General features: G+C 35.3%; 14 protein-coding genes and 1 pseudogene. 8 read left to right on the forward strand and 7 right to left on the reverse strand.

The window, feature by feature from the left end:
* Positions 1-1,593 (reverse strand): ATP-binding protein, encoded by a 1,593-nt coding sequence (locus J3U63_RS03015; protein ID WP_267333713.1) that lies wholly within the window; start codon positions 1,591-1,593, stop codon positions 1-3.
* Positions 1,594-1,875: 282 nt separating this feature from the next.
* Here J3U63_RS03015 and J3U63_RS03020 point away from each other — a divergent pair.
* The 7 genes and pseudogenes from J3U63_RS03020 to citX all read left to right on the forward strand — a co-directional run.
* Positions 1,876-3,165 (forward strand): annotated as a pseudogene (locus tag J3U63_RS03020) (2-hydroxycarboxylate transporter family protein); the annotation flags it as partial.
* Between the two features lie 95 nt (positions 3,166-3,260).
* A complete protein-coding gene (locus tag J3U63_RS03025; protein WP_267333714.1) occupies positions 3,261-4,106 on the forward strand; it encodes a fumarylacetoacetate hydrolase family protein in 846 nt (281 codons plus the stop codon).
* A 4-nt stretch (positions 4,107-4,110) separates the two neighbouring features.
* Positions 4,111-5,145, forward strand: coding sequence for a [citrate (pro-3S)-lyase] ligase (gene citC, locus J3U63_RS03030; RefSeq protein ID WP_267333715.1), 1,035 nt, complete (start codon positions 4,111-4,113; stop codon positions 5,143-5,145).
* Between the two features lie 21 nt (positions 5,146-5,166).
* Positions 5,167-5,457, forward strand: coding sequence for a citrate lyase acyl carrier protein (gene citD, locus J3U63_RS03035; RefSeq protein ID WP_065634739.1), 291 nt, complete (start codon positions 5,167-5,169; stop codon positions 5,455-5,457).
* The gene (gene citE, locus J3U63_RS03040; protein WP_267343632.1) at positions 5,454-6,341 is read left to right on the forward strand and encodes a citrate (pro-3S)-lyase subunit beta; all 888 of its coding nucleotides are present in this window, start codon (positions 5,454-5,456) and stop codon (positions 6,339-6,341) included. The genes citD and citE overlap by 4 nt, the downstream gene beginning before the upstream one ends.
* A 12-nt stretch (positions 6,342-6,353) precedes the next feature.
* The gene (gene citF / locus J3U63_RS03045; protein ID WP_267348336.1) at positions 6,354-7,883 is read left to right on the forward strand and encodes a citrate lyase subunit alpha; all 1,530 of its coding nucleotides are present in this window, start codon (positions 6,354-6,356) and stop codon (positions 7,881-7,883) included.
* A 47-nt stretch (positions 7,884-7,930) separates the two neighbouring features.
* Complete coding sequence (citX, locus tag J3U63_RS03050; protein WP_267370401.1) at positions 7,931-8,485, forward strand: citrate lyase holo-[acyl-carrier protein] synthase; 555 nt, start codon at positions 7,931-7,933, stop codon at positions 8,483-8,485.
* An 84-nt stretch (positions 8,486-8,569) separates the two neighbouring features.
* On the opposite strand, the gene metB is transcribed toward citX, so the two are convergent.
* Complete coding sequence (gene metB / locus J3U63_RS03055; protein ID WP_267333719.1) at positions 8,570-9,736, reverse strand: cystathionine gamma-synthase; 1,167 nt, start codon at positions 9,734-9,736, stop codon at positions 8,570-8,572.
* 172 nt (positions 9,737-9,908) lie between these two features.
* Between metB and metJ the strand changes: the two genes are divergently transcribed.
* The gene (gene metJ, locus J3U63_RS03060) at positions 9,909-10,226 is read left to right on the forward strand and encodes a met regulon transcriptional regulator MetJ (RefSeq protein WP_267333720.1); all 318 of its coding nucleotides are present in this window, start codon (positions 9,909-9,911) and stop codon (positions 10,224-10,226) included.
* 73 nt (positions 10,227-10,299) lie between these two features.
* Here the strand turns inward: metJ and rpmE are convergent, their stop codons facing one another.
* The 5 genes from rpmE to J3U63_RS03085 all read right to left on the reverse strand — a co-directional run bounded on the left by rpmE (position 10,300) and on the right by J3U63_RS03085 (position 14,202).
* On the reverse strand, positions 10,300-10,515 hold the full coding sequence (gene rpmE, locus J3U63_RS03065; protein ID WP_065634733.1) for a 50S ribosomal protein L31: 216 nt from the start codon (positions 10,513-10,515) through the stop codon (positions 10,300-10,302).
* Positions 10,516-10,652: 137 nt separating this feature from the next.
* Complete coding sequence (gene degS, locus J3U63_RS03070) at positions 10,653-11,705, reverse strand: outer membrane-stress sensor serine endopeptidase DegS (RefSeq protein WP_267333721.1); 1,053 nt, start codon at positions 11,703-11,705, stop codon at positions 10,653-10,655.
* A 114-nt stretch (positions 11,706-11,819) separates the two neighbouring features.
* Positions 11,820-13,196: a Do family serine endopeptidase gene (locus J3U63_RS03075; RefSeq protein ID WP_323849430.1), complete on the reverse strand. Its 1,377-nt coding sequence runs from the start codon at positions 13,194-13,196 to the stop codon at positions 11,820-11,822.
* An 81-nt stretch (positions 13,197-13,277) separates the two neighbouring features.
* Entirely contained in the window at positions 13,278-13,682 is a 405-nt protein-coding gene (locus J3U63_RS03080) for a YhcB family protein (protein ID WP_267333722.1), read from the reverse strand.
* A 58-nt stretch (positions 13,683-13,740) separates the two neighbouring features.
* Complete coding sequence (locus tag J3U63_RS03085) at positions 13,741-14,202, reverse strand: DUF721 domain-containing protein (RefSeq protein WP_267343635.1); 462 nt, start codon at positions 14,200-14,202, stop codon at positions 13,741-13,743.
* Positions 14,203-14,552: the final 350 nt, after the last annotated feature.

Genomic DNA, 14,552 nt, shown 5'->3' on the forward strand with positions numbered 1-14,552 from the left:
CTATTTTTTTGGTATAAAAACGGAAAAAATTGTTCCGTAAGGCTGATTATCTCCAAATGTAATATAACCATTTGCCTTTTTTATGTAGGTTGACACAAGGTGTAAACCAATACCATGTTCTTTACTATCTTGTGAAGTAACGCCTGGTTCAAAGATAGAGTCTCGAAGCTCTTCTTCTACCCCACAACCTTGATCGCTTACTTCAATGACAATTTCGTCTGTAGCATCACTTATATATAAATAAATGGATTTATCACCATTATCGTTTTTTAAACACGCATTAAATGCATTATCAAGCAGATTACCCAATATAGACATAAATTCAGTTTCAGATATTGAAGCAGGTAATGCATTTAATTGACACGCCGGGTCAAATATTAAGTTCAAACCAATTTCATGTGATTTTGAATATTTACCAATTAATAATCCACAAATAGCGGCTATTTTAAAATGCTGGGTAATGAAATCTAAATTATTTTGATTATCAGCTGAATGTAAAGCGATAAATGACTGTGCCTCATCATAACGCTTCATATAAATTAAACCAGATAACGTTGCCATCCAGTTTAGGTGTTCATGCCTAATTGCCCTTAAATTATCAACATACTGGGTAACTTGGGTCAATTGCATACTTAATACGTTAATATCGTTGAAGTTACGAAATGTGATTACCCAACCTTGTATTTTATCATCAACAATAATTCTAATCCTATTAGCAATAACACTCGTTTCGTTAAAATAACAAATATAATCATGGATATCTTGATTTTGATTATCGCTACCATAAATAAAATCATTAGATTGAATAAAATCACGTAGATTATGATTAAGCAAATCATCATCATCATTATTAAAGTTTAACATACTTCTCGCCGATTGATTGATATTGATTATTTTGTAGTTAAGATCAATTGCGATAATGCCTTCAAAAATTGACTCCATAATCGATTTTTGACTTTTAACCAGTAATGCAATTTCGTTTGGTTCTAAATTAAACATCTGCTTTTTGATGGATTTAGAAAAGCAAAATGAAAAAATAAACAATGCCAAAAATAGGAGTGAACAAAAAATAATAATCGGAATAAATTGATTAACATGTAAGACATGAATGTCATCAATCATATAACCAACCGAAACAATACCAATGACTTTACCCTTATCAATAATTGGTGCTTTTCCGCGCAGGGCTAAACCTAGTGAGCCTTGGCTTATAGTAACACTACTATTACCACTTAACACTTCGTGATTATCACCACCAACCATAGGGGAATTTAATGCACTATTTGCGGTATGATATAAACGATAGGCCTGAGCATCGCCAATTACAATATAGCTTGCGTCGCTTTGTTCATAAATATCCGAAATCAATTGTGCTATTTTATCAGTATCTCTTTCTTCAACATACTTGATTAAACTCGGTATAACAGCCAGTTCCTTGGCTTGAATTTGTGCTTTTTCGCCTAAACTTCGATACAGCGAGGTTTCTGTCAAATTCCATATATAGCTTTGTAGTAAAGCTAGAATAATTAATGAAAAAATTAAAAGAGAGAAAAATAATTTTGTTGTAAATGATAGATGAATACGTTTTCGCATTTTTATACTTAATTGTCTATTTAATATCGCTAATGGTGAGTTTAACACATGATTAAAAAACATAGAGCCTTTAAAACCATAAAAACCACTGTCAATTTATGATTTATATCACAAAAATAGTATTAATATTTTGTCACTATATGCGCCATTCAAACAAAGCAAAAATATTTTGGAGATAAAAAAAATATGGTGGATTTCAATTCAGTTGAAAAAAAGCAGAATGAAACGGTTAAAGATAACATAGAAAGAGAATGGAACACGCAAAAGTTTTGGCCATACGGTTGGTGGAAACTTATGGATAATTATAAAATTGGTGTGATTCCTTTACCGCTATTTATTATAGCGGGTATCTTAATTTTCGCTGAAGTTTTAGTAACAGGCAAACTACCAAGTGAAATCGTAGTGATGGTCGTTACTTGTGCCTTTTTTGGTTTTTTATGTGGCGAAATTGGTAAACGTTTGCCAATCGTTGGTAAAATGGGTGCAGCTGCAATTTGTGCAACCTTTATTCCTTCTGCTTTAGTCTATTATGGCATTCTACCTAAACCGGTTGTTGAAGCGACAACGAAGTTCTATAAAGATACTCACATTCTTTATTTATACATTTGTTGTATCATCGTTGGTAGTATCATGAACATGGATAAGAAAACCCTTATTCAAGGTTTCTTAAAAATCTTTGGTCCAATGGTTTGCGGTGAGATTGTCGGAATGCTTGTCGGTGTAGGTGTAGGTTATCTACTTGGTTTAACACCATTTGAAACATTCTTCTTCTTAGTATTACCTATCATGGCGGGTGGCGTTGGTGAAGGTGCAATCCCACTTTCAATTGGCTATGCTGCAATTTTAGGTATGGAACAAGGTGAAGCACTTGGCCGAGTATTACCAATTGTTATGTTAGGTGGTTTAACAGGTATTATTTGTGGTGGTGTTCTTAACCGTATTGGTAAAGCGTATCCACATTTAACCGGTAATGGTCGTTTATTACCAGCGGATGAAAACGATATTGCTGGCAGTAAAACAACTAAAGCTGATTCAGTTATTGATGTAACAACTTTTGCTTCAGGTGTATTATTAGCCGCTATTCTTTATATGGTTGGTATGATTGGTCATAAAGTAACAGGTATTCCTGCACCAGTAGGTATGTTATTTGCTGCAGTTCTTGTAAAATTAGTATCAGGTGTTTCACCAAAAGTATTAAGTGGTTCACAAGTGGTTTACAAGTTCTTCCAAACCTCTGTTACCTACCCAATCTTATTTGCTGTAGGTGTTGCAATCACACCTTGGGATAAAATTGTATCAGCCTTTACGTTAGTAAACTTGACAGTTATTGTGTGTACTGTTGTTAGTTTAGTTACCACTGGATTCTTTGTAGCTAAAAAATTAGGTATGTATCCGGTTGATGCAGCAGTAATCTCATGTTGTCAAAGTGGTCAAGGTGGAACAGGTGACGTTGCTATCTTAACTGCCGCTGAACGTATGGAATTAATGCCATTTGCTCAAATTGCTACCCGTATCGGTGGTGCGATCAATGTATCAGTATCATTACTCATTCTCGGCAATTTCTTAGTATAGTTTTAACATATTTAAGAGCAACCTTGGTTTATACTAAGGTTGTTCATTTTTATTTTGTATTTACAATCAACATAAACAGCTTTTAAGGAGTTTTCATGAAGCTTGTCAGTTATCTTGTCTCTGATCGAGCAAGTTTTGGTCTTCTCACTGAAAATGGCATTATTGATTTAAGAAAAAAATTAGACAATAAATACGTCGACTTAAAATCATTACTTGCAGACAAAGAAGGATTATCTATTGCCAAAACCTTTCTTGACGCACCATGTGACATTGATGAACAAGACATTACGTATTTACCAGTCATTCCAAATCCTAACAAAATTCTATGTGTAGGAATGAATTATGCAGAAAAACGAGCAGAATTTAATGAAACCAGTTCTGCGCCGACATTATTTGTTCGTTTTCCTGATTCACAAACTGGTCATAAAACCAATATTATTAAACCTGCTATTACAAATGAGTTAGATTACGAAGGTGAATTAGCCATTGTTATTGGTAAATTTGGTTTTAGAATTAAGCAAGAAGATGCTTTATCACACGTAGCAGGTTACAGTTGTTACATGGATGGTTCTATTCGTGATTGGCAATATACTTGGTTTACAGCTGGTAAAAATTGGCCAAGTACTGGCGCATTTGGTCCAAATTTAACAACCACTGATGAAATTCCAGATCCGACTGTATTATCACTGACCACATATCTAAATGGTCAACAAATGCAGCATGACTCAATTTCTAATTTGGTTCATACTGTACCTGAATTAATTGCATATATCAGTACATTTACACATTTATCGCCGGGCGATGTTATCCTAACAGGATCACCAGGTGGGGTAGGTAAAAAACGTCATCCACCTGTGTTTATGCAAGATGGTGATAAAATAGAAGTAGAAATTACTAAAATCGGACGTCTAACTAACACTGTTGTTGCAGAAAAAAGGTAACATTATGTATGATTTAGCTGATTATGAAGTTATTGATATTTCGAAGTCAGAACAAGATTATCAAGCGATAAAACAGTTACTCGCGTTATCAGATCTTGACTTAGACTCTCAAGTGACCATTTTTACAGTAGCAAAAATTAACAGTAAAATTATTGCTTGTGCAGGTATGGACCGTGACATCATCAAATGTGTTGCTATTGATCCAGAATATCGAGGTAATCAGCTTAATTTAACCTTAATGGATCACACTATAAAATATGCCAACGAACAAGGCTATTTTCATCTATTTTTATATACAAAACCTGAAAATATTGATTTTTTTAAGGGATGCGGTTTTTATCCTATTGTTGAAATAACAAATCTTGTTGTGCTGATGGAAAACACCCCTGTTGGTATTCAACAGTACTGTAAACAACTTAGTAGCCTACAACAAGAAGGTAAAAAGATTGGTAGCATTGTGATGAATGCGAACCCTTTTACCAAAGGTCACCAATATCTTGTCGAATATGCGGCAAATCAATGTGACTGGTTGCATGTTTTTGTTGTCAATGAAAATGCCTCATTATTTTCATTTGAAACTCGAATAAAGTTAGTACAAGAAGGTACCAAACAGTTCAAGAATGTGACAGTCCATGCAAGTTCACCTTATATTATTTCAAGAGCAACATTCCCTACTTATTTTTTAAAAGATAAAGCGAAGATCAATTACGCTTATATGGGAATCGACCTGCTTATTTTTCGAAATTATATCGCCCCAGCGCTAAATATCAGCTACCGCTTCGTTGGAACTGAACCGAATGATGAAGTGACTAAAGCCTATAATGAAGCTATGCGCTATTGGCTTATGGATAATACGGTTAGCCATTCATCACCAATTACTGTTGTTGAAATTGAGCGAAAAACCGAAGGCGATACGATTATATCGGCATCATTAGTTAGAAAATTATTAGCATCGGGGCAATATGAACAAATAAAACAGTTAGTTCCAACAACAACTTGGGACTATCTTTCAGCTAATTTGGATAAATTTAAAATTTAATACATTTTAAAAGGTAAAAAAATGAAAATACAAAAAGAAGCCATGGCTGGGACTCTCGAATCGAGTGATTTGTTAGTCAAAGTTATGCCAAATACAGGGATAGAAATTGTTATTAATAGTGATGTTAATAAACAATTCGGCGATCAAATTCGTGCAGTTGTCGATCAAACATTACGTGATCTGAATGTAACCGATGGCATGATAATTATCGATGATAAAGGTGCGCTAGATTGCGCGATTAAAGCAAGAATTCAATGTGCAGTATTACGCGGCGCTGAAGAAGAAAACTTAGATTGGAGTAAATTACTATGAAAAAATTACGTCGCAGTATGTTATTTCTTCCGGGCGCAAATGCAGCAATGTTATCAACATCTTTCGTATATAAACCAGATTCAATCATGTTTGACCTTGAAGATGCGGTTTCAATTAAAGAAAAAGATTCGGCTCGCTTATTAGTTGCACAAACATTATTACTACCTGTTTATAAAGAACACGGTATCGAAACGGTTGTAAGAATTAATGCGTTAGATACCCCATTTGGTTTAAAAGACCTTGAAGCTGTGGTACGTGCCGGTGTTGAAGTGGTTCGTTTACCAATGACAAACTCAGCAGAAGATATTCATGAACTTGAAGCACACGTTGAACGAATCGAAAAAGAGTGTGGTCGTGAAGTGGGTAGTACTAAGTTAATGGCAGCAATCGAATCTGCACAAGGTGTGGTTAATGCTGTTTCTATTGCTAAATCTTCTCCTCGTTTAATTGGTATTGCGCTAGCTGCATTTGACTATTTAGTTGACATGCAAACTGAGCGTGGTGATGGTACCGAACTGTTTTATGCTCGCTGTGCAGTTTTACATGCAGCACGTGTAGCAAAAATTGATGCCTTTGATGTGGTTTATTCCAATGTTAATGACGATGAAGGTTTCTTAAAAGAAGTTAGCCTAATTAAAAAACTAGGTTATAACGGTAAATCACTGATTAATCCAAGACAAATCGAATTACTACATAATGCATATGCGCCAACAGCTGCTGATGTTGAAAATGCTAAAAAAGTGGTTGAAGCAGCAGAAGAAGGAGAAAGAAAAGGCCTAGGCGTTATTTCTCTAAATGGCAAAATGATTGATGCACCGATTATTGAACGCGCTAGAAAAGTTATTGAGTTAGCAAAATATTCCGGTGTACGTAAAGAACTTTGATAGGATGACAAAATGACTACTTCTATAAACAAAAAAATTGATGATTTGCTTAAACAGCATCCCGATCTCAAGAATATTACGCCATTTATTGACGCGAATACAACCACTCCCTATTTAAAAGATGAGTCTAAATATACACGAAAATTATGTGATTCTATTGAACAAGCAATACACAAATGTGAATTACGTGACGGTATGACCATCTCTTTCCATCACGCATTTCGTGAAGGTGATAAGGTTATTAACAAAGTTGTCGAGACGATTAGTAAGTTAGGTATCAAAAACTTAACTTTAGCTTCAAGCTCATTGTTAAGCTGTAACTCAGCACTAATTCCACATATCGAGTCAGGCGTAATCACAAAAATTTATACGTCTGGTTTACGTGGTAAATTAGCTGATGCAATTTCACATGGTTTAATGCAAAACCCTGTCCATATTCATTCACATGGTGGACGAGTAAAACTTATCCAAAGTGGTGAAATTAATATTGATATCGCATTTTTAGCTGTTTCAACTGCTGATGAGCAAGGCAATGCGAATGGTGTATCAGGTAAATCACAATGTGGTGCGCTAGGTTATGCCATGGTTGATGCCCAATTTGCTAAAAAAGTGGTATTACTTACTGAAGACATTGTTGGTTATCCTAACCATCCTGCATCTATTCGCCAAGATCAAGTTGACTATATTGTGAAAGTTGATGAGGTTGGTGACCCAACTAAAATTAGCGTAGGGGCTGCACGTATTACCAGCAATCCACGTGAACTTATGATTGCACGTTACGCAGCTGATGTAATTGAGTATTCAGGTTATTTTAAAGATGGATTTTCTATCCAAACCGGTTCTGGTGCTTCTTCAACCGCGGCAACGCGCTTTTTAGAAAATCGTATGCGTGCTAAAAATATCACTGCATCATTTGCATTAGGTGGTATCACAGCAAGTATTGTTGATTTGCATGAAAAAGGATTAGTAAAACGTTTATTAGATACACAAAGCTTTGATGGCGCAGCCGGTCAATCTTTAGGTAGAAATAAAGATCATATTGAAGTATCAACAAATGTCTATGCTAACCCTGCATCTAAAGGTGCAAGTGTTGATGAATTAGATATTGTTATCCTGAGTGCACTAGAAATTGACCTTGATTACAACGTTAATGTGTTAACGGGTTCTGATGGCGTGATGCGTGGCGCATCAGGTGGGCACTGTGATACAGCAGCCGGTGCAAACTTAACCATTATTGTTGCACCATTAATTCGTAGCCGTATTCCTACAGTCATTAAAAAAGTCACCACGATTGTAACGCCAGGTGAAAGTGTTGATGTACTTGTAACCGATCATGGTATTGCGGTTAATCCTGCTCGTCCTGAAATAGCAGAACGTTTAAAAGCAGCAAATTTACCGGTCATGACCATTGAAGAGCTATATCAACGTGCTGTTTCATTAACAGGTGAACCAAAACCAATTGAATTTGAAGATAAAATTGTGGGTATTGTTCACTTCCGTGATGGTTCAGTCATTGATGTTGTTCGTCAAGTTAAAGATTAATTTATCACTTTATAGCATGACATCTAACGATGTCATGCTTTTCAATTATGACTAATATATTATTGAAATTCGATGATGGTACGCCAGTTAACCTTGAACAGATGTTATTGGCCAAAGAAAAACGAGTCGAGCATCAGCGTAACGCAATTAAGTGTTACCCTTTTCCACTTATTTCGCTTAGTTTAGTCATTCCTGGTCCAATAAAAAAGAGTACTGGCACTAAGGTATTGTTTAAAGAAGCGATAACCGCTATTCACCATTTATTAGCAAAAAATATGCTTCAAATTATACATGAAGAGCAATTCTGTGCGTTAACAGGTTATGAAGCAATAATTTCAGTCGAATGCTCAAGTGATCAATTAAAACAGCTTTGTATCGAAATTGAAAACAATCATCCATTAGGTCGATTATGGGATATCGATGTTATTGATGCGAAAACTGAGCAAAGTGTTTCACGTACGCAATTAGGGCATCAATCCAGACAATGTTTGGTGTGTCAAGATATGGCTAAGGTATGTGGTCGAAGCAGAAAACATACTGTTGATGACATGCTTGCTGCTATCGAAAAAATGACGAATGACTATTTTAATTTAGCGAGTTAAGTCACCAAACTTAGCGCTATTAATCGCAATGGGAATAATGAAAATAATAATTTGTCATCATCCCCATATCATCTAAAAAATAGTTTAAATAACCGATAATGCTTGCTGTAAATCAGCTAATAAATCATCTACCTCTTCTAACCCTACTGAAATACGCAATAACTGGTCTGAAATACCAGCAGTTTTACGCGCTTCTGCACTTATTCCAGAATGCGTCATCGTTGCAGGGTGGCAAATTAAGCTTTCGACACCGCCTAATGATTGCGCTAAGGTAAAAATATTGAGTGCCTTTAAAAATTTTGGCATAACCTCTGCTTGACCTGCAAGTTCAAAACTTAGCAATGAACCGAAGCCTTTTTGTTGTTTTTTAGCTATTTCATGTCCAAGATTTGAAGGTAATGATGGATGATAAACTTTTGCAACTTTAGGATGATTAACTAAGAATTCCACTACTTTTTGCGCATTATCTTGTTGTAATTTCACTCGCGCAGCTAAAGTACGTAAACCACGCAATAACAGGTAACTATCAAATGATGAAGTCAAGGTACCAATATTGTTTGCCCACCATAACACATCTGTTGCAAGTTGTTGATCCTTAAACACCAAAATTCCTGCCAATAAATCAGAATGGCCATTTAAAAATTTAGTACAAGAATGGGTGACGATGTCGGCACCAAGTTCTAAAGGTTTTTGCAAAATAGGCGTCATAAAAGTATTATCAACCAAAACAATAGCACCGGCTTGATGCGCTTGACGAGTAATGTCTTGAATATCCACCACGCGTAATAATGGATTACTTGGTGATTCAATTAAAACTAATTTAGGCCCTAAACTCAATGCTTGTTTTAATGCAATAGGATCGGATTGATCGACAAATTTAGTTTTAAAATAACCTCGCTCACTCAAACTATTAAAAAGACGATAACTGCCACCGTAACAATCGTGAGGTGCCACAACTAAATCATTGGGGGTTAATAATGCAACACTAACCAAATGAATAGCTGACATACCACAATTAGTCAAAATTGCATCTGCCCCACCCTCTAACTTAGCAACAGTTTGTTCTACTAATCGCCGACTTGGATTAGATTTACGCGCGTAATCAAATTGTCTTGGTGTAGCGAACTCTTGATAGCGGTAACAAGTTGAAGGTGTAATCACTGGAACAACACTTCCATATTGATCATCAGTATTTAATCCACCACGAACAGCAATTGTTCCTTGGCTTAAATTTCTTGATTGGCTAGCCATAATATCATCCTAAAACGTTTATTTATTATTAGATACCTTTTGTATAAGAATAGCACAATAAATAAAGCCGTCAACATGTCTAGACGTCTAACTGTCTCGATGTGTAGATTGCAGTTATTAAAAAAAAACGATAAAATTATCCACATTAATTGTAATGTAATACTGGTGAACAATGATGGAATGGAATGGCGAATATATAAGCCCTTATGCAGAGCATGGTAAGAAAAGTGAGCAAGTAAAAAAAATTACAGTGTCAATTCCGTTAAAAGTCCTAAAAATATTAACTGATGAACGTACTCGCCGACAGGTAAATAATTTACGCCATGCCACAAATAGTGAATTATTATGTGAAGCCTTTTTGCATGCCTACACTGGTCAACCTTTACCTTGTGATGAGGATTTACAAAAAGATCGTGAAGATGTTATTCCAATGCAAGCTCAAAAAATAATGCGTAATTTAGGCATTGATCCCAGCTTAATCGATGAATAAAATGAAATTCCAAAGCATAGTAAAAACAAAAAGGCGCATTAAGCGCCTTTTTTGATAATTATTCATTACAATCTTATTTTTTGCCGCCAACCATAGCAAAACGTTGTTTGAATTTATCTACACGTCCACCAGTTGCAACATCACGTTGTTTACCAGTGTAGAATGGATGGCATTCACCACATACGTCAAGATGAATATCGTGACCAATAGTTGAATGTGTTTTGATCACATTACCGCATGAACAAGTTGCTGTAATGGCTGTATATTGAGGATGGATACCTTCTTTCATAATAAACCTCTTAAGTTTGTTCGTATCGCTATATAGATGGCTAAAAGCAAAATCTAAACACCATACGAGTGTTAAAAAAACATGATAAGGGCGCAAATTATACGCCCTATAGTGGCTATAATCAAGTAACAAAATAGTTAAACGGGTAATTGACCTATTGTCACTTGAAGTTCAACTCTTTCTCCATTACGTAATACAATAATGGGGATTGTTGTGCCCGGTTTCAACTCTGCAATTCTATCCATTGTTTCAACAATGGATTTGACCGGTTTATTATCGACCATAATCAAAATATCATTAGCTTGAACACCTGCTTGTAATGACGGCCCTTCCGCATTAGTCACCAAAATGCCTAATACAACCGGTGGATCACTCGGATTTTGAGTCGGGGCAAACTCTAACCCATCAATACCGATATAGCCCCGAATCACTTTACCGTCTTGAATTAATTTATTCATAATTTTAACAGCTAAAGCGGTAGGAATAGCAAAACCGATACCTTCAGGCACTTCATTACCTAGATTTTTAGCAAAGGTTAAGGTATTAATACCGACTAATTCACCTTTACTATTAACTAAGGCCCCCCCTGAATTACCATGGTTAATTGATGCATCGGTTTGAATAAAGTTTTGTCTTCGATAAGGACTTAATCCATCACGACCTGTCGCACTAATAATACCTTGGGTGATCGTTTGCCCAATATTATAAGGATTACCAATGGCGAGAACCACATCACCTATTTTAGGCTCGCGATTAGGATTAATAGGTATAGTTGGAATATTACTTGCGTCAATCTTTAATACCGCAATATCAACAAGTTTATCAGTGCCAACCGATAAAGCTTCAAATATTCGACCATCTTGTAAAGCGACAATAATTTGTTCTGCACCATCCACCACATGATAATTGGTAATAATATAGCCATGGTCGCTCATAATAACACCCGAACCCAATGGCGTAATTGCACTATCTTGAGGTTGTTTGGGCAGAGAATTAATAGAGCGACTATAAATATTAACTACCGCTGGTGCAGCAACTTTTACCGCATCGGAATAACTCATGGGATCATTATTAAAAATCGATCTTGGAAAATTTGACTGAGTTCCATTGCGCAAGGATGGAAAGATAATTAATAATACAATCGCTAAAACCGCACCAATCAACATTGGCCATAAAAATTTTTTAAGCATTATCAGAGGTATCTAGATAAGAATGAATAGTGATGATTTTATCATATCTAATGGCAGGTTAGAATTTTAGTTTTCGCCGATAATGCTATCGGCGACATATAGCTAACGCATTAATTAGCGTAAAATAAGATAAAGCTGGCTATCACCACGCACAATATTTAAAGCAATAGCAGATGGTTTACTATCAATAATTTTACGTAAATCAGCAATATTATTGATTCTTTCTTTATTTACGCCAGTAATGAGGTCGCCCTCTTGTAAACTTAATCGTGATGCTGGCGAATTTTTAGCAATACTTTCGATTAATACACCTTTTTTACCTTTAATATCACCATTGCTTAATGTTGCACCTTCAAGAGCAGGATGCAATGATTTCGCTTCAGTTGAAGATTCATCACTATTTTTTAGTGTAACATCCACTGTCATCTCTTTACCATCACGAATCAAACCTAATTTTACGGTTCGACCAGCGCCAGTAGTGGCAATTTTAGCGCGTAATTCGGCAAAACTATCAACTGGTTTGCCATCCATTGATATAATAACATCACCCGATTTTATACCCGCATCTTTAGCGGCGGAATCATCAATCACTTCACTTACAAAGGCACCTTTTTGCACGTCAAGATCGAAAGCTTTGGCGATATCCGAGGTTAACTCATTACCTTTAATACCAAGTACACCACGCTTAACTTCACCGTATTCAATAAGTTGAGACGTCAAGTTTTTTACCATATTACTTGGAATTGCAAAACCAATACCCACATTGCCACCACTAGGCGCAATAATTGCAGTATTAATGCCAACTAATTCACCGTTTAAATTCACTAATGCACCGCCTGAATTACCACGATTAATTGAAGCATCGGTTTGTATGAAGTTTTCAAAACCATTCATATTCAGCCCACTACGCGCTAAGGCTGAAATAATTCCTGAAGTAACAGTCTGACCAATTCCAAATGGGTTACCAATGGCGACCACAAAATCACCTACGCGCATTTTATCTGAATCGGCTAATTTAATGGCAGTTAATTTTTTAGCATCTTCAACCTTTAGTAGCGCGATATCACTTTGCGGATCTTTACCTATTAATTTTGCTTTATATTCATGACCATCATTCAATACCACTGTAATGGTATCGGCATTATCAATCACATGATTATTGGTGACAATATAGCCTTTATCAGCATCAATAATCACACCCGATCCTTGACCGGTAAAGGATCTTGATTGGCTATCTGGATAACCAAAAAATCGTCTAAATTCTTCCGGAATATTAGTTTGCATTTGTGCTGTACCTTCTACCTTAATACTAACGACAGAAGGTAATACCGTTTCTAACATAGGCGCTAAACTAGGTTGTGATGCGTTATCTCCTGTTGAAATGGCAGGGAGAGTAGCATAGGCATTGGGTAACCCTGATAAGACCATACCTAACGTTAATGCAATTGCACTAAATAATTTTTTTGGTTTTGGTAAAGAATTATTAATCATAAAACACTCTCGTTTTTAACAATTGATTTTTTTTACATTAATGTTCCGCCAGATAACACTGGCGAAAAGAGTTAGAGCTAGTTAAGATTTATTTTCGTCTGTTTTAAATAAACCAGAAGGGTTATCAGAATAGTCTTTAGGTTGCTTTTCAAGTGTGATTTCTGTTTTGATATCCGCATCTTTATTCATATCTAAAGCGATAGCTGTGATATCGTCATCAGACGAGAATTTACCTGAATTTTCAGCCATATGTTGATAAAGGCGACGGAACTCTTTAGCCATATTATCTAATATTTCTGCACTGTGTGAGAAGTGTTTAACAATAGTCTGTTTTTGTGTTTTAAGCTCTTCTTGTGTCTGTTCAAGTTCACGTTTTACTTTTGCAAACTCACGACCTTTTTTACTAAACATATTAGTTAAAATAAACCCGATAATAAAACCAATTACTACACCAATCGCCAGATAAATCATCATCTGTTTATCCATATTTCACTCCTTGTATTTATTTTGTTCTAGTATATACATTATCGTTCAATTGTTTTACTTATTTTGCATGGTTAGCAAGTTTAATCAATTGTTTTTTTAATTTATCGGGTGCACTTTCCGCTAAACTATACAAGTATGTCGCACTCTGTGTACTTAATATGCGGCTTGCATTGGCACTTTTCAATGCATTGTCACGCATTATTGAGGAACCAACTAACAGGTCGGGATTAATTTTAAATTGAATAGAAGATAAAGACGGTAAAACTTTTTTACGTATACCCGATAGCAAATGATTTTGCTCATATTTTAATCGAGTCAACCAACTAGCTGAACTCACCTCTAAAATTAGCACACCTTGGCGATAATTCGCAATTCTATAATGCTGTTGTAATGGAGAAGGCAATAACTCATTAATCACATCCGCTAATTTAGCTAATGCAACTGTTCTTTCTTTTATCTCAGATAACCAAGATTGTTGTGACAAAATCGACGGTAATATTTGTGGCTGGTTATAACGCATCTATTATGTTTATCCTTGCTTCTTAATGTCACGTTAACATTGTATATAAAATACAACAGTAAATAATTTACCTTATTTCATAAAAAATGTCCTGCTATAAAAATACATTTACAGTTTTTTAAATCTTCATTAAGACATAATAGAAAATAAATTTCAAAATAAGGTGACTTTCATTAAGATTAAAATTTATGTTCTGAATTTTTTATATTCCAGAATCATAATACGCTTGCATCAGTTAAATTAACTCGTTGATACAACAGAGTAAAATCAAATGTTATTAATCCTAATAAAAGCCCCAATAAATTGAAAATTTATGTTTTAATTCACATTTAAATGTTAATTATTTATAC

Source organism: Gilliamella sp. B2838 (assembly GCF_026536185.1).
Lineage (GTDB): Bacteria > Pseudomonadota > Gammaproteobacteria > Enterobacterales > Orbaceae > Gilliamella.